The organism is Agarivorans sp. 2_MG-2023 (genome assembly GCF_030548085.1).
In the GTDB taxonomy this organism is placed as follows: Bacteria; Pseudomonadota; Gammaproteobacteria; order Enterobacterales; family Celerinatantimonadaceae; genus Agarivorans.
In genome coordinates this window covers 15,378-31,479 of record NZ_JAUORQ010000014.1, presented here as the reverse complement: position 1 = coordinate 31,479, position 16,102 = coordinate 15,378, and the positions used below count along the sequence as shown (strand labels likewise).

The window sequence follows — 16,102 nt, the reverse complement described above, 5'->3', positions numbered from 1 at the left end:
TGATGAAAAAGCTACTTGTTACTACCCTCGTTGGTGCTTTAGTTATTGCACCGGTAGCCTTCGCTGCTAAAGGCAACATGCAAGATGGCATGAAGCGTGGTGGTCATCCTGCAATGAAAATGATGAAAAAACTGGATTTAACTGATGAACAAAAAGTTCAAGTTAAAGACATTATGCAGCAATATAAGCCTCAAGGTGGCGATAAAGAACAGCGCCAAGCGATGCATGAACAGCGTATGGCAATAATTACGTCGGCCACTTTTGATGAAAGTGCAGCCCAAGCCTTGATTGATATCCAACAAGCTAAGCACCAAACGCGTATGTTAAACATGCTGCAAGCCCAGCAAGAGATCTACCAAGTATTAACGCCGGAACAACAGCAAAAATACACCGAGATGAGCAGCAAAAAAATGGAAAAGCAGCAAAAGCGTATGGATAAAGCCAGCAAAAAAGCTCAGTCAGAGAGTTAACTAGCCGTTATACTTTACAAAACTTGAGAAAGAATTTGTGAAGTGGAAAAACAACGCTATCAACGTTTGGTCACTTTGGCTACATGGGTCGCAACCTGTGTAGCGGTGGCCTTGCTTGTCATTAAAGGCGCGGCATTTTTATATACTGGCGCGGTGAGCATTCTTGCCTCTTTGATTGACTCACTAATGGACATTGCCATGTCGTTAGTGAACCTCCTCGCGGTGCGTTATGCACTGCAACCTCCCGATAAAGAACATCGCTTTGGCCACGGCAAAGCGGAACACTTAGCTGGTGTTGCACAAGCTGCATTTATTACTGGCTCAGCTATTATGCTGTTGTTTGGCGGATTTACTGAATTATTAAGCCCTAAAGCTATTGAGCACAGCCGCTTAGGTATTACGGTAATGATTATCTCCACACTAATTACCATTGGTTTAGTAATATTCCAACGTTATGTCATAGCCAAAACCAATAACAGCGTTATTAAAGCTGATTCGATGCACTACGCCATGGACATTTACATGAATGCCGCAGTGCTGGTTGCGCTGTTGCTAAGCCAGTATGGCTGGTATTGGGCCGATGGTTTGTTCGCGGTGCTAATCGCGGTTTACATTTGTTATGGCGCTTATGGCATTGGCAAAGAGTCGGTTCAAAACTTATTAGATAGAGAGTTGCCTGAATCTTTTCAATTACAGGTGTATAATTGCGCGCTGGCTATTCCAGGGGTACTGGGCGCGCATGATATTCGCACCCGCCAGTCTGGGCATACAAAATTTATTCAGCTTCATTTAGAGCTAGATGATAAGCTTATCCTCTACGAGGCACATAGAATTGCCGATGAAGTTGAAGACGCTATGTTAGCGCAATGGCCTGAGGCCGATGTATTGATCCACCAAGATCCTCAATCGGTGGTTCCTCAAGAGAAAAAATTAGAGCTCGAATAAGGTGAAGGTGTGGCAAAGGTAAAGGACTATCAGATCAAACAAACGTTAGCTGAAACGGTATGGTTACAGATCCGTGATGAAGCCCACCGTATGGCTGAAGACGAACCGATGCTATCGAGTTTTTTTTACTCGACTATTTTGAATCACCATACCTTGGCTTCAGCGTTGAGTTTTCAATTAGCCAGTAAACTGGATAGCTCTACCGTACAAGCGATTCTGTTGCGTGAATTTATTGAAGAGGCCTTGAAGGCCGATCCGTGCATACTTGAAGCGGCTGCCGCTGACATTGTCGCGGTAAAAGACCGCGACCCTGCGGTTAAGTACTACGCTATTCCATTGTTATATCTAAAAGGCTTCCATGCCCTGCAAGGACATCGCGTAGCCAATTGGTTATGGCAGCAAGGGCGTTTGGCATTAGCCCGTTATATGCAAAATCAAATCTCGGCGGTATTTGCGGTAGATATTCACCCTGCGGCTACCATTGGTAAAGGCATTATGCTGGACCACGCTACGGGTATTGTGGTGGGCGAAACCGCGGTAATCGAAGACGAAGTATCGATTTTACAATCGGTTACCTTAGGTGGTACGGGTAAAGATCGCGGTGATCGTCACCCTAAAGTTCGCCAAGGCGTATTGATAGGCGCTGGTGCCAAAATTTTAGGCAATATTGAGGTAGGTCGCGGCGCCAAAGTGGGCGCTGGTAGTGTGGTTCTAGAAGATGTTCCACCACACACCACCGTAGCAGGCGTGCCTGCTAAAGTAGTTGGTACGCCTAGCTGCGCCACTCCTGCAACAGATATGGGACAAAATATTTAGTCCTAGCCTGTTAGGCTTAATCTTCAAGTGCTTCGATAAAAGCAAATCGCGGCACTTGCTCACCACCTTGCTCTACTTTCTCAAAAAACATCTCATAAGGTCTCACCCATAGTTTTCCTTCGCCATATAGCGGGCGGTAAAGGACTAAGTGTTCGTCGGTTTCAGAATGTTGTACGATATCGATAACTTGATATTCTGGGCCTTTATAGTGGCGGTAGCGGCCTTTTTTTAGATTCATGACTATTTATTCAACAACTAGTTAGGGAAATACTGTTCTACGCTTGTTGGCTATAGATGACAAGAGTATGCTGCTTTAAAAGCAGTCATCATCAATATGTGAACGCTGAGCTGGGTTCATTTATCCATGATGACTGATTCAACTCAAATAAGAAGAGTTGGCTTAGAAACAGAATTAACGGGAGAAATATCGATGTCTTTTGACGTATTAGAAAAATTGGAAGCAAAAGTTCAGGTTGCAGTTGATAGCATTGAATTGTTGCGTATGGAAATTGATGAGCTGAAAGAGCAAAACAGCCAATTGAATGACGAAAATGGCCGTTTATTGCAAGAACAGCAAGCTTGGCAAGAACGCCTTAAAGCCTTGTTGGGCCGAATTGAAGACGTTCACGCCGAATAAGCTGCTAGCTTGAGCGCTTATTCTATATCAAGTGGCTCAGGCGATAAGATTACCCCAGTGGTATCTGCATAGATGTGATCTTCTGGAAGGAAGGTCACGCCGCCAAAGTTTACCGGAATATTTACATCCCCTGTTTCATCCTCGGCATCTGCACCAACGGGAATAGACGCTAAGGCTTGAATGCCTATATCCAAATCTTCAATGGCATCTACATCGCGTACACAACCATAAACAATAATGCCATCCCACTCGTTTTCGGCAGCGGTTTCGGCAATGCTTACATCAACCAATGCGCGGCGTAACGAGCCACCACCATCAATAAGCAATACTCGACCCGTTCCAGACTCTTGTACAACTTGGGCGATTAGGCCTGAGTTTTCGAAGCACTTAATGGTAGTGATTTCGCCCCCAAAAGCATTTCTGCCACCGTAGCTGGCAAACATGGGTTCAACAACGTCAACCGTATCTGCGTAAAGGTCACAAAGTTCAGAGGTATTATATTCCATGGTCTGGATCCTAAAATTGGCCCGAGTGTTCGCTACCAGTATAAACCCTAAGTTGCCGTTTTCAATTAAGAAATATCAAGTAATTAAGAATTGCATCTAGCCTATGTATAGTGGGCTTTGCATTCCGCGCAGATACAAAAAAGCCGCCAAAGTGGCGGCTTGAGAGCAGACCAACAGCGCTTATAAAATAAAGCGGCTTAAGTCTTCGTCGGCTACTAGGTCGTCTAAAGACTCGTTAACATACTTAGCGTCAATCACAACGGTTTGGCCAGCGTTGTCAGAAGCGACAAAGCTTAGCTCTTCCATCAGCTTTTCCATTACTGTGTGTAAACGGCGAGCACCAATGTTTTCGGTACGCTCGTTTACTTGCCATGCTGCATCGGCGATACGGCGAATACCATCTTCGGTAAACTCTATATCTAAGCCCTCGGTAGCCATTAGAGCTTTGTACTGCTCGGTTAGTGATGCGTTGGGCTCGGTAAGAATACGTACAAAGTCGTCGGCACTTAAGGCGCTTAAACTAACGCGAATTGGTAAGCGACCTTGTAATTCCGGAATAAGATCGGAAGGTTTTGCTACCTGGAAAGCGCCCGATGCAATAAACAAGATATGGTCGGTTTTAACCATGCCATGCTTGGTGCTAACGGTTGAGCCTTCTACTAATGGCAGCAGATCTCGCTGAACGCCTTCGCGGCTTACATCTGGACCTGAAGAGTCTCCACGCTTACAAATTTTGTCGATTTCATCTAAGAATACAATGCCATTGTTTTCAACTGCATGAAGGGCTTTTTCTTTTAGCTCTTCAGGGTTTACCATTTTAGCGGCTTCTTCTTCAATAAGTAGCTTAAGGGCTTCTTTAATCTTAACTTTTCGTTTCTTGGTATCTTTGTTTCCAGACAAGTTTTGGAACATGCCTTGTAGCTGATTAGTCATCTCTTCCATACCAGGAGGAGCCATAATCTCTACACCCACTTGTGGCTGGGCGATATCAATTTCAATTTCTTTATCGTCTAGCTTGCCTTCGCGTAGTTTCTTGCGAAAAGTTTGGCGGGTAGAGCTTTCTTCGCCTTTTTCCTCATGGCCAAAGGTATCTTTAGCGGGTGGGAGTAGCGCGTCTAGAATGCGGTCTTCAGCTTGGTCTTCTGCACGAAAACGGAATTTTTCGGTTTCTTGTTCGCGAGTAATTTTGAATGCTACATCGGCCAAATCACGAATAATAGTTTCAACTTCTTTACCCACATAACCTACTTCAGTGAATTTTGTTGCTTCTACTTTAATAAATGGTGCGTGAGCAAGCTTAGCTAAGCGGCGGGCAATTTCTGTTTTACCCACACCGGTTGGGCCAATCATTAGAATATTTTTTGGAGTGACTTCTTGACGCAACTCGGCATCAAGTTGCATACGACGCCAGCGGTTACGCAGTGCTATCGCTACTGCACGTTTTGCGTCTGCTTGGCCAATAATGTGGTTGTCTAACTCTGAGACGATTTCTCTTGGGGTCATTTCCGACATGATGTTTTCCTGCAAAGCCTTAGGCTTTAGCGTCTAATTCTTCGATGGTGTGATTTAAGTTAGTAAATACACAAATGTTACCGGCAATGGTCAGGCTTTTTTCTGCGATTTCGCGCGCGCCTAGCTCGGTATTTTCTAATAGGGCTAATGCCGCCGATTGGGCGAAGGGACCACCCGAGCCAATGGCAATTAAGTCGTGTTCTGGCTGAACCACATCACCATTACCAGTAATGATTAGCGAGGCCTCGCCATCAGCTACTGCAAGAAGTGCTTCTAGTTTGCGTAACATGCGGTCGGTTCGCCAATCTTTGGCGAGCTCTACAGCGGCTTTAGTAAGATGGCCCTGGTGCATTTCAAGCTTGGCTTCAAAGCGTTCGAATAGGGTAAAAGCATCGGCTGTGCCGCCAGCAAAGCCGGCAAGAACTTTACCGTGGTATAGGCGACGCACTTTTTTGGCGTTGCCTTTCATCACAGTATTGCCAAGGGAGACTTGGCCATCGCCAGCAATGATCACTTTGCCGTTGCGGCGTACGGAGACGATAGTAGTCACGTTATTTCCTCAATTGGTTGAGCTAACTGTATACATTAGCTTAGCTATACTTTTGAAATGGGGGAGGCTAAGGTCTTTTTCAAGGTATTTACCGAAAAACAGCGGCTAATCGCAGTTTAACTCGCCGTATTTTAGGCCGTGGTTTGGTTTTCTTAGAAGAATGTCGCGTCTAATTGGTGGGTGAGACCTTAAGAAACTCTTTAATGATCGCGTCAAGCTCTTTAGCTGCTTGGCTATTGGGTTCTATTTCATTAACTGAACGGCCAGTTTCTTCGGCTTCATCATAGGCGGAGTGATGGTGGCTTACCGTTTCTAATACATGCAAACCAAGAGCTTGGCACTGCTGCCTTGCATCGTTAATTCGTTGTGTCTGTTCAGCTGAGGTTGTGCATTGACTTAGCACGATGCTCGCTGTCATGTTCGGATTCACTAATTGGCAAGTGCTTATTGCGTCATCTAAGAAACTGAGGTTTTTTAAATCGCGCTGTTTAGGACGGACAGGTAGCAGCACTTTCTGAGAAACCGACATGGCAGCGCCTAAGGCCAAATTGTCTAAGCCTCCGCAGTCAATCACTACATAGTCATGACGGCTTTTTAGGTTCAGCAAATCATTACGAATTTTGCCAAATAAACGAATGCCATCAATATGGCTAAGTGCGGTGTTTGTAGCGCGGGTATTAATCCAGTCAAGGCTCGACTGATGGTCATCGCAGTCAACGATTAAGACTTTGGGGTGTTCAGTAGTGGTGAGGTGAACCGCAATGTTCTGTGCAAAGCTGCTCTTGCCGTTGCCACCTTTTTCTCCGCCAACCAGTATTAACATGGCTGCTCCTTCTTATTATCACTTGTGGCCAAATGTGCTTTTGGCCGCTAATCAAGTCCTAATAAGTATAAGACACTCCACGGATATTGCTTGGAGCGTGATTTTTTTTACAACAATAACAAAAACATATGGTAACTGGTGAAGTTCTTACGATGGCAACGAGCCACCTTGGCTTTCATTTCTGTGGCGTCAGCATGTTCAGTGGCAAATTTTATTATAAGTTTGGTGCCAATCTGTAGATCATCACTGTGCATAATTAACAAGCCGCGACGTGATATGTCTATGCAAGTTGCTTCTATGCTTTCAGCTTCTCCATCGCTGTTTTTCCACATAAGTTTTACTGGCTCATTTTCTAGATCCAGTCGCATTGAGCGCCGACGATCTAGCTGCTCTAGTTCGGTGTTTTCCATTTCATCGCGTTCCTATTACGAGTCGCGGATTTAAAGCTTATAAATATTCCGCATTTTAACTGTTATTAACAATATAGCGTAGCTACATTTTTATAACATAGTTGAGAACCAGTTCAAATAACTAATATTTTTAATTGCTTAGCGTTGTTTTTTTAACAAAGCTTAACTAATGACTAAGAATATTTAGCTACAAACTTAACGATACTCAGCATTAATTCTGGTCATAAATAATACAAGATTTAAATAGAATGAAAAGTCTAAGTGGTTAAAATATAAGCCGAATTGCATTTATTCGGCTTAAAGAGGATTTTTGACGTGTTAAAAGTTCCAGTGCCAGATTTGGCAGCCATTTATCTTGGCACGTTGTAGCACGTGTCGAGCACGTTCTGCATCGCGTTTAGTAGGAAATGGGCCTAAAACAACGCGATACCAAGCGCCATTTTTACCTTCGGTACGTCTTATTTGGCTTTCTAAGCCTGCAAAAGCGATTAAGGCTTTGCTCTCTTCTGCTTTATCGCGGCTGCGGAAAGAAGCACATTGCATTTGATAAGGTTTAGCCGGTTCAGCTGATTTTTCAGCTAACTCTACTTCTACCTTTTTCTCTTCCAATTCTTTTACGTAGGTGCGCTCTTTAGGCGGCTCGGGTAAGCGAGTTTTGGGCTTAGTTTTGGTAGCCTGAGGTTTTACTATCTCGCTGAGCTCTGGCGCAGGAGTTGGTGCAGTGCCTTTAATATTAAACAGCAAAACAGAAAAGCCAACAATTGCTGCCACTACGCCAAGGGCGAGCGGCAGCGGAAAGCGCTTTTTGTTACTTACCGCGCGGCTAGGTTTAGCCGCGCGTTTCTTGGGCTTACTGCGCCCAACGTAGTCCTTAGCCATGCTTACATACGTTCCAGGGTGTCAATTCCTAGTAGTGATAAGCCTTGGTCTAGTACTTTGGCAGTGAGTGCAGCTAAACGTAAACGGCTGCACTTAGTGTCGTTTTCAACTTCGTCTTTAAGGATTGGACAGGCTTCGTAGAAAGTCATGAACGCGCCAGCCAATTCGTATAGGTAGTTACACATCATGTGTGGCATACCTTTGTTGGCTACGTTATGCACGGCATCGCTAAACTGAATGAGCTTTTGCGCCAAGGCGATTTCGGCTTCTTGCTCTAGCTTAATAGCTTGTTGCAAGTTAGCTACGTCAATCTCTGAGCGGCGAATAATTGACTGAATACGGGTGTAGGCGTACTGCAAGTAAGGAGCCGTGTTGCCGTTAAAGGCCAGCATGTTCTCCCAATCAAAAATGTAATCGGTAGTACGGTTCTTTGACAGGTCGGCGTATTTTACTGCGCCCATGGCAATTGCTTTAGCAGCCACAACTTGTTGCTCGGCATCTAAATCGCGTGATTTTTCGGCCACAATAGTTTGCGCGCGTTGCTCAGCTTCTTCCAGTAAATCTACGAGTTTAACGGTGCCACCACTACGGGTTTTGAATGGGCGACCATCTTTGCCAAGCATCATGCCAAACGCATGGTGCTCTAAAGGCACTTCTTCTGGCACGTAACCCGCTTTACGAACAATGTTCCACGCTTGCATAAGATGCTGATGCTGACGTGAATCGATGAAGTACAATACGCGATCGGCATTTAGGTTTTGGTAACGGTATTTGGCACAGGCGATGTCGGTGGTGGTATACAAGAAACCGCCATCTTTCTTCTGAATAATAACGCCCATAGGGTCGCCATCTTTGTTCTTGTACTCGTCTAAGAACACCACGGTTGCGCCGTTATCTTCTACTGCTAATCCCTGTTGTTTAAGGTCACTAACAACTTCGTTCAACATAGGGTTGTACATGCTTTCGCCCATCACATCGTTTTTAGTTAACGATACGTTTAAGCGATCGTATACCGCTTGGTTATGGCTAAGGGTTACATCGACTAACTTGCGCCACATGGTATTGCAGTATTCATCGCCACTTTGCAGTTTAACCACATAGTTACGGGCGCGTTCGGCAAACACTTCGTCGCTGTCGTAACGTGCTTTTGACTCCCGATAGAAGACTTCTAAATCGGCTAGCTCAATGTCGCCAGCGTCGGTGCCACGCGCTTCAACTTCTTCAAGATTAGCGATAAGCATGCCAAATTGTGTACCCCAATCACCAATGTGATTAGCGCGTACTACTTTATGGCCTAAAAACTCTAGAGTGCGAACAACCGCGTCGCCAATAATGGTTGAACGTAGGTGGCCTACGTGCATTTCTTTGGCTACGTTTGGTGCTGAGTAATCCACCACAATCGTTTGGGTTTGCTCGGCTGGCTTAACGTTGGCAGTTGCAGAGGTGGCCATGGCTTCAACTTGCGAAGCTAACCAATCGTTATTTAGGTAAAAGTTAATGAAACCAGGGCCAGCGATATTGGTTTTTTCTACCAATGTAGATGCTGGCAGGTTGTCTACGATTAGCTGAGCCAGTTCACGCGGGTTTTTACCTGCAGGTTTGGCAGCCATTAGCGCAAGGTTGGTGGCTAAATCCCCATGAGCTTTATCTTTGGTTCGGTCTACTTGGATCTTTGGTTCGAATCCTTCAGGAAGCACCTGTTGTTGTTTCAGGGCTGTGACCGTTTGTTCCAGAAGTTGTTGAATAAGCTCTTTCATGTAGGTTGACACCAATCTCGCGTAAATAGAATGTACAAAGCGGGCATTTTACCGACAATTTGTGATGAAAACTATCTCTTATCTTGGCTAATTAAGCTTGGTTTTCAACATCAAGGGAAATAGTCGCTAATCCTAGGTGTTACAGGCTGCGAGATAGATCCTTACTGCTTGGTGAAACACCCGCTTATTTATTGCATGTCGTAGGGGTCAATATCTAGCGACCAACGCACTTTTCGGCTCAACTTTAAGCGTTCTAGTTGTGGTAATAAGCGATACACCAACTGATGCAAATTGGGCCGCTGTTCGGCTTGAACCAAAAGTTGCATGCGGTATTTACCGGCTCGGCGAGCTTGTGGTGCAGGAGAGGGCGGAAATACCCATGTATCGCCTTGCTGCAATGGCTGAGCTAGCTGATAAAGCTGCTGGCTTAGTTCATTCACTGCATTACCGTCTGCCGCTTCAAAGCGGAATAAGGCTTGAAAGCTAAAGGGAGGAAGCTCGGTATCTTTGCGTTCGTTTAAAGCAAAGCGAGCAAAGTGTTGGTAACCGTTGTTGATAAGATCTTGCAGTAATTCATGTTCTGGATGATGCGATTGCAGCATCACCTTACCTAACAGGTTCGCTCGACCAGCTCGACCGGCAACTTGCACATAAAGCTGGGCTAAGCGCTCAGGCGCGCGAAAATCAGAGCAGAACAAGGCGTGGTCAATATCGAGCAAGGCCACCAAGGTCACGTTGGGAAAATGGTGACCTTTGGCTAGCATTTGGGTGCCAATAAGAATTTGATACTGGTTGCTATGAATATCGTCGAGCAGCTGCTCTAGGCTACCTTTACGGCGAGTGCTGTCTCGGTCGATACGTGCCACTTTGTATTCAGGGAATATTTCCAGCAGCGCTTCTTGTAGCTGCTCGGTACCTAAACCTGTCGTCACTAAATTGGTGGAGCCACATTGGGTACATTGGTGAGGTACCGCTTTTTGGCTACCGCAATGGTGACAGGCTAAATGGCGAGGTTGCTGATGGTAAGTAAAGTAGGCTTCGCAGCGCTCACATTCACATACATGGCCACATTCATGGCACAACAACGCCGGGGCATAGCCGCGACGATTAAGAAACAGCATCACTTGGCGACCAGCTTTTAATTCTATACGCATCGCTTTGATCAACGCTGGCGATAAACCTGACGAGAGTGGCTGCTGGCGAATGTCTAACAATTGCTGCTCGGCTAGAGCGGCGTTACCGGCTCGCTGTTTTAACTCTAAATGTGAATAGCGGCCACTAAGCGCGTTATGCAAACTCTCTAATGAAGGCGTAGCTGAGCCAAGCACAATAGGCGTTTTTTCCAAGCGGGCGCGCACAATGGCTAAGTCGCGAGCGTGATAGCGAAAACTGTCTTGTTGTTTAAATGAGCTGTCGTGCTCCTCATCAATGATTATCACACCGGGGTTAGCCATAGGGGTGAATACCGCAGAGCGAGTGCCAATAATGATACCGGCTTCGCCGCTTTTTGCTTTAAGCCAGGCACTTAAACGTTCGGTATCATTTAATCCAGAGTGAATAGCAAAAACCGGCACTGTAAAACGCTCAGCAAAGCGGGCTAATGTTTGTGGGGTTAGGCCAATTTCTGGCACCAGTACTAAGGCTTGTTTACCTTGTGCAAGTACCTCGGCAATCACGTTTAAGTAAACTTCGGTTTTACCAGAGCCGGTAATCCCTTCAATCAGAAAAGCCTGAAAGCTGCCGATGCTTTGATTGATGGCCGCCACTGCTATGGCTTGCTCTGAGTTCAGCTGTAAAGATGCGCTTTTATTGGTGTCGTGTTTTGACCACGTTTTTGCTTCAGGGCTAATGTCGATTTTCTTAAGCAGGTCTTTATCCAGCAAAGCTTTTAAGGCAGTGCGAGAAAGCTCTTGCTGCTTGCATTGCTCGTCGCTTAGCTGACCATTAGTTTGTTGTTGTAAATGGCCTAACACTACACCTTGTTTTGGCGCGCGGCTAAAGCTACTTAAATCGGCCTGTTTACCTTGGTCTGTAAGCTGCCAAGCAATCACGCTTTTGGGTTTGGCGGGGTCACCCTTACGCAGCAGTGCTGGAAGCGCTTGGCTAATCACGTCGCCTAAGCTGTGATGATAATAAGAGCTGGCCCAGTTCAGTAATTTAAATAAACTTTCTGGCAATAATGCTTGTTGGTCGAGCGATTCAGTAAAAGCCTTGAGCTTGTCTTCTGCGATGTCGCTGTCGCTTGGGTGTTCAATCACTAAACCCACTTTCTCGCCCTTACCAAAGGGTACCTTTACGCGACTACCAATTACTGGCAAAGGAGTACCATCAGGTACGCTGTAATCAAATAGGCGACGCAGCGGAATGGCTAAGGCAACACGAACTATGGACACTAATGAATGAACTCTAGGAAAAAACCTGTCTCATTCTACTGGCAGAGTGTGCAAAGGGGCAAATGGCACGTGAGGTGATTTTTTAAACGCTTATTGTTATATGTTGCTTGCTAAGCGTGTTGGCTTCTTATATGATCCGCCACCTAAAAATTTATAGGCTCTGATAGAGTTGCTTTCGTATGGTGTTTGGTGTCAATTGTGACGACCAGATGGCGATACGGCCCAAGTATTGAGGTAATCCATGAAAACTGATATCCATCCAACTTACGAAGTACTTACTGCTACTTGTTCTTGCGGTAACGTAATCGAAACTAAATCTACTCGCACTGGTACTATGTTCCTAGACGTATGTGACAAGTGTCACCCGTTCTACACTGGTAAGCAACGTAACGTTGATACTGGTGGTCGTGTTGATCGTTTCAACAAGAAATTCGCTGTATTGGGCAAAAAATAAGCCACTCTTATTTACGCTCTACAGTAATAAAAAAGCGCCTAAGGGCGCTTTTTTTGTGTCTAAATACTTGGATAGGTTTAATGGGCTATGAAACACTAAAGAGGACAAAGCCTCCGGTCTAGAATGTTGCCCCAAATCAGCTGTTCTCATTCATCTTACACTTCAATTGCCTGCAGGCTTTCGATCAAAAAGGTTTCCACCGGCCCGCGTTGGCTTGCGGGGGCGGCAAGTAAGTCGATTAAAATACTTTGTTCAGTGTGGCTAAATTCAGGCTTGAAGATCTTCAAGGTGCCCATTGCTGCGCGTTCTTCTGCAAGTACTTTTGGCACACCAGCCCAACCTATGCCTTGTTCTACCAACTTCAGCATATCTTCTTGGTTGGTTACCTGCCAGGTATCTGGTGACACACTGCCATAGTTTCTCAATGAAGGATTATTTAGCATGCTGGTGCACATGAGCTGTCGAGAGGACAGTAGTGTTTCATTGTCTACTATTGGCAAGTCGGCTAAAGGTGAATCAGGCGAACATATAAAGGCGAGTGGCAATTCGGCGATAGAAAAGAAGTCAACGGATCGTGTAGTACCTTGAGAGCAACCAGCTACCACTAAATCTAGCTCTTTGTTTTCTAGCATGTCGACTAAGGTAGCATGCTCGTTACGTACCACGCTTAAGCGAGTATGGGGAAACTTGCTTGCGGTTTTCTCTAGCACGGTTTCAACCATAGCAAAGGGCACTAGCTCACCTAGACCAATTCGAATCAATTGTTCAACTTGATCCATTGAGCTTTGCGCTGCAGCTTGCATGCGTTCAACTTGGCGTAAAAGTAGCTGAGATTGATTATAAAAGCGCAAACCGTCTTCGGTTAGGGTGGGAAACTTAGTGCTACGATCGAATAACTGAACCCCCAAGTCATCTTCTAAATTGTTAATGGCAATGCTCACCGCACTATGGCTTTTCCCCATGCTACGTGCGGCTGCCGAGAATGAGCCCAAATCGGCGGAAGCCACTAATACTGTTACTTGTTCAATGGAAAACACGCTCAAACCCTACCGATATCGACTAAGTGTAAAATTAATATACATTAAATCCTTCATTCTTACTCAAAAACAGAAAGGTAATACGTAATACAAAGGTTTAGCTGCTTGAACCTAAGATTGGTTTACTCAACTCCTCACTGCGTTCTTATAGCTTCGCGCGGTATTTCCCATTAAATCCACTTTAGTGTTAACCCGCCAAGTTAAGGGAATAGTTAGATTTTCAATGTGTAAAAAAAACTGTCAGGTACTGATTTAATCTATTAATAAAATTTTGGTTTAATACACCCATCAACGCAACAGACCAAGCAGAAATAGAGTCACTTTGCGTTAAAGGGAAATGTCTACAACAGGAAAATAAACCACTGGCAAATGCCATGAAATAACCAAAATTTAATGACAGGAAAAATGATTATGAGTAACGTAACTTTAGCTAAAACCACCAACAACTCAGATGCTATTACTAACAATGCGACTAGCAATAAAGTAGAAGTGAATCACGAGTGGGGGGCTTTAAAAGAAGTCATTGTTGGTCGCCCTTACATGTACATGCCTAAAGAGCTACCTAAGTATCTAACTGATTTTTTAAGTGATGATGCGCTAAAGGTATACGCAAAAATGGACGGCAAAACACTGGAAGAGGTTTATCCAGAATTGTTTCAAAAGCAGGTAGAGCAAACCAACAACGTTATTCAAATCTTGCAAGAACGAGGCGTAAAAGTGCACGTAGTAGAGAGCCTACTTGAACACGAAAAAGCCTTTATTACCAACCAGGTAGACTCATACCAATCGCTTAACTATATGCGTGACAGCATGATAGTCATTGGTAACCACTTTATTGAAACCAATATGTTTGACCCAGGCCGACGCCGTGACCGCTTTGCCGTGCGCCGTACCATTGGTGAGCGCATTAAAAACAGCAATGCAAAGATTGTGGCCATGCCAGAACCTGCAGTAATGATGGATGAAAGCGGCTTTGGCCCCGGAGCATTTCTTGAAGGTGGCGATACTTTTGTATTGGGTAAAACCATTCTTGTGGGTAATACTGGAAACGCTAGCAACAAAGAAGGCATAGAGTGGCTACAGCGCTACTTAGGTGAAGAGTACGATGTTATTGAAGTAAGACTAGATAGTAACTTTGTTCACCTAGACTGTGTATTGTGTACTCTGCGCCCTGGTCTAGCGATGATTGTTGAAGAAGCATTCTTAGATGGCATACCAGAAGTACTAAAAGGTTGGCAGTTTGTACATGTGAGCGCCGAAGATGCAGAGGTACATTTAGCCGCTAACGCTTTGGTTATTGAAGATAAAACCGTAATGATGCCGGATACTCTGCAACATATTACGTCTGAGATTAGAGCGACTGGCCACGAAGTGATTGAAGTACCTTTTGACGCAATTAACTGGCAGGGCGGTTCTTTCAGATGTTGGCATCACCCAATTGTTCGTGAAAGCTAAGCCTTAACACGTGATTATAAAGCCTGCTCTTAGCAGGCTTTTTTGTTTATGAAGATGCACCATAAGGTTGGCTGAACACTTTCTATTGGTGCCTGGATTTATCCGTTGCTGGCATCAACTCAAGCTGGGTTACTTAAGTTGTGATTGTTGGCTTTAGCTAATGTCCAAGTATCATAATCACGCAACAAATAAAGTGCTAGACAGGCAGCGAGCATTGGCCATGCAGCGAAAAATAGTAGATTGTTGAATGGGTCTAAATACTTGGCGAAAGAAGAAAATGTAGAGGCGGCATGCAGTACTAATATGGCTAAATAGGTAACGTTTCTCCATAAACCCAATACAAAGGCAGCAATGAACGCCAATTGCGCAAGCCCTAAACCAATAAGTACGTTACTGGATAAATTCAAACCGTAGAAACCAGAGAATACTTTTATCGCGTGTTCTGGAACCAATACTTTATCAAGTGCCCACATGGTGAACACCAAGCCAATACTTAACCTTAAGCAGAATAAGCCAATAGAAAGGCTTTTTGCTAATTGAGTTTGAGATGAAGAGGTCATTCTTTTTCCTTAAATAAAGATAAGTGCTTGAGTACAGACCGATAAGGAGCCAGTTTGATTGCAGTGTTATTTAAGCAAGTGACTTAGATTAAGGCGGTGGTTTGTTATCGCAGTTTGTTAGTTGATACCGATAGTTAAGCTGGGCCAAAGTACGATGAATTTAGGACATATTAGGGAGATGGGGGAATATTAATGTGCGAGGGGCTATAAAATTTTGTACTGATAAAGCCTGCTGAAAGGAGGCTTTATCGTGCCTGAATAGGGTTATTAAGTTAGAAAACTATACATTTAGATAATTATTGAAAGCTTAGTGTAAGTTAAACTTTTTTTCAGAAAGTAGTTCTTCTCCATGAAACACTGAAAAGTACCATTCTCCTTTCACTGCTTCCCACTCTTCCTCAATCATATAAAAGTGGCAGTTACTGGCTTTCCCTTTTTTGAGTTTTAGGGTTTTAGTATATGACATGGAGGTATAACTATTGCCGTCTTCATCTATCATTTCCGGGCTGGTAATGGCTTTGGTTAGCTCAATTTTTCTCTGATCGACTTCAACCTCAAAACAGTACCCAAAGGTTGTGCCGACTTGTGCGGAAATTTCAGCTGTTTGCTCAGTAACTTTTCCACTCTTTCCGGTAAGTACTGAGTCATTTGGTGTGTCATTATTTGAATACTCGCCAGTAAGTGCTGATTGTCCGTATATTCCGTAGTCAAGAATGGTAGAAGTTACTTCGGTATTGGATTCTGTACTGGCACATCCAGCTAAAAGAATTAGCGCAGCTGCGTATAGTGTTTTCATGGTCATCCTTGACGTTATCAACTGATTTAAAATAGAAATTTATAAGTGGGATGATAACCAACTAAGTATTGATGTCTATAGCATCAACATAAACGGGATTTT

Annotated in this window: 18 protein-coding genes; 6 read left to right on the top strand and 12 right to left on the bottom strand. The window is 44.4% G+C overall.

The features are described from left to right. Nucleotides 1-2: 2 nt before the first annotated feature. From Q4549_RS18375 to cysE, 3 genes are read left to right on the top strand one after another with little or no spacing between them, the layout of a single operon-like run. Complete coding sequence (locus Q4549_RS18375) at nt 3-470, top strand: Spy/CpxP family protein refolding chaperone (RefSeq protein WP_303516234.1); 468 nt, start codon at nt 3-5, stop codon at nt 468-470. 42 nt (nt 471-512) lie between these two features. Then, entirely contained in the window at nt 513-1,415 is a 903-nt protein-coding gene (locus Q4549_RS18370) for a cation diffusion facilitator family transporter (RefSeq protein ID WP_303553906.1), read from the top strand. 9 nt (nt 1,416-1,424) lie between these two features. Next, the gene (gene cysE / locus Q4549_RS18365; RefSeq protein WP_303553907.1) at nt 1,425-2,231 is read left to right on the top strand and encodes a serine O-acetyltransferase; all 807 of its coding nucleotides are present in this window, start codon (nt 1,425-1,427) and stop codon (nt 2,229-2,231) included. Nucleotides 2,232-2,247: 16 nt separating this feature from the next. On the opposite strand, the gene Q4549_RS18360 is transcribed toward cysE, so the two are convergent. Then, the gene (locus tag Q4549_RS18360; protein ID WP_303553908.1) at nt 2,248-2,469 is read right to left on the bottom strand and encodes a DUF1653 domain-containing protein; all 222 of its coding nucleotides are present in this window, start codon (nt 2,467-2,469) and stop codon (nt 2,248-2,250) included. Nucleotides 2,470-2,595: 126 nt separating this feature from the next. Between Q4549_RS18360 and Q4549_RS18355 the strand changes: the two genes are divergently transcribed. Then, the gene (locus Q4549_RS18355; RefSeq protein WP_336622631.1) at nt 2,596-2,868 is read left to right on the top strand and encodes a cell division protein ZapB; all 273 of its coding nucleotides are present in this window, start codon (nt 2,596-2,598) and stop codon (nt 2,866-2,868) included. A gap of 17 nt (nt 2,869-2,885) precedes the next feature. Here the strand turns inward: Q4549_RS18355 and rraA are convergent, their stop codons facing one another. From rraA to priA, 8 genes are all read right to left on the bottom strand, one after another. Further along, on the bottom strand, nt 2,886-3,374 hold the full coding sequence (gene rraA / locus Q4549_RS18350) for a ribonuclease E activity regulator RraA (protein WP_137674790.1): 489 nt from the start codon (nt 3,372-3,374) through the stop codon (nt 2,886-2,888). A gap of 180 nt (nt 3,375-3,554) precedes the next feature. Beyond that, the gene (hslU, locus tag Q4549_RS18345; protein WP_303516227.1) at nt 3,555-4,886 is read right to left on the bottom strand and encodes an HslU--HslV peptidase ATPase subunit; all 1,332 of its coding nucleotides are present in this window, start codon (nt 4,884-4,886) and stop codon (nt 3,555-3,557) included. A gap of 19 nt (nt 4,887-4,905) precedes the next feature. Beyond that, on the bottom strand, nt 4,906-5,436 hold the full coding sequence (gene hslV / locus Q4549_RS18340) for an ATP-dependent protease subunit HslV (protein ID WP_137674788.1): 531 nt from the start codon (nt 5,434-5,436) through the stop codon (nt 4,906-4,908). 169 nt (nt 5,437-5,605) lie between these two features. Next, complete coding sequence (locus Q4549_RS18335) at nt 5,606-6,259, bottom strand: division plane positioning ATPase MipZ (RefSeq protein ID WP_303553909.1); 654 nt, start codon at nt 6,257-6,259, stop codon at nt 5,606-5,608. A 107-nt stretch (nt 6,260-6,366) separates the two neighbouring features. Further along, nucleotides 6,367-6,669 (bottom strand): PilZ domain-containing protein, encoded by a 303-nt coding sequence (locus Q4549_RS18330; RefSeq protein WP_137674786.1) that lies wholly within the window; start codon nt 6,667-6,669, stop codon nt 6,367-6,369. A gap of 318 nt (nt 6,670-6,987) precedes the next feature. Next, nucleotides 6,988-7,548, bottom strand: coding sequence for an SPOR domain-containing protein (locus Q4549_RS18325; protein ID WP_303553910.1), 561 nt, complete (start codon nt 7,546-7,548; stop codon nt 6,988-6,990). A gap of 2 nt (nt 7,549-7,550) precedes the next feature. Beyond that, nucleotides 7,551-9,305 carry an arginine--tRNA ligase gene (gene argS / locus Q4549_RS18320; protein WP_303553911.1) on the bottom strand — a complete coding sequence of 585 codons (1,755 nt, stop codon included), beginning with the start codon at nt 9,303-9,305 and terminating at the stop codon, nt 7,551-7,553. 188 nt (nt 9,306-9,493) lie between these two features. Continuing rightward, nucleotides 9,494-11,698 carry a primosomal protein N' gene (priA, locus tag Q4549_RS18315; RefSeq protein ID WP_303553912.1) on the bottom strand — a complete coding sequence of 735 codons (2,205 nt, stop codon included), beginning with the start codon at nt 11,696-11,698 and terminating at the stop codon, nt 9,494-9,496. A gap of 241 nt (nt 11,699-11,939) precedes the next feature. Between priA and rpmE the strand changes: the two genes are divergently transcribed. Beyond that, nucleotides 11,940-12,152 carry a 50S ribosomal protein L31 gene (gene rpmE / locus Q4549_RS18310; RefSeq protein WP_248713801.1) on the top strand — a complete coding sequence of 71 codons (213 nt, stop codon included), beginning with the start codon at nt 11,940-11,942 and terminating at the stop codon, nt 12,150-12,152. A 155-nt stretch (nt 12,153-12,307) separates the two neighbouring features. Here rpmE and Q4549_RS18305 read toward each other — a convergent pair whose 3' ends face one another. Next, nucleotides 12,308-13,189 carry a LysR family transcriptional regulator gene (locus Q4549_RS18305; protein ID WP_303553913.1) on the bottom strand — a complete coding sequence of 294 codons (882 nt, stop codon included), beginning with the start codon at nt 13,187-13,189 and terminating at the stop codon, nt 12,308-12,310. A 411-nt stretch (nt 13,190-13,600) separates the two neighbouring features. Between Q4549_RS18305 and Q4549_RS18300 the strand changes: the two genes are divergently transcribed. Next, nucleotides 13,601-14,644 (top strand): arginine deiminase family protein, encoded by a 1,044-nt coding sequence (locus Q4549_RS18300; protein ID WP_303553914.1) that lies wholly within the window; start codon nt 13,601-13,603, stop codon nt 14,642-14,644. Nucleotides 14,645-14,763: 119 nt separating this feature from the next. On the opposite strand, the gene Q4549_RS18295 is transcribed toward Q4549_RS18300, so the two are convergent. Together Q4549_RS18295 and Q4549_RS18290 are read right to left on the bottom strand one after the other, a co-directional pair. Then, nucleotides 14,764-15,204, bottom strand: a complete 441-nt coding sequence (locus Q4549_RS18295) for a hypothetical protein (protein ID WP_303553915.1) — start codon at nt 15,202-15,204, stop codon at nt 14,764-14,766. Between the two features lie 307 nt (nt 15,205-15,511). Beyond that, entirely contained in the window at nt 15,512-16,000 is a 489-nt protein-coding gene (locus tag Q4549_RS18290) for a DUF3859 domain-containing protein (RefSeq protein WP_303553916.1), read from the bottom strand. Between the last annotated feature and the right edge of the window lie 102 nt (nt 16,001-16,102).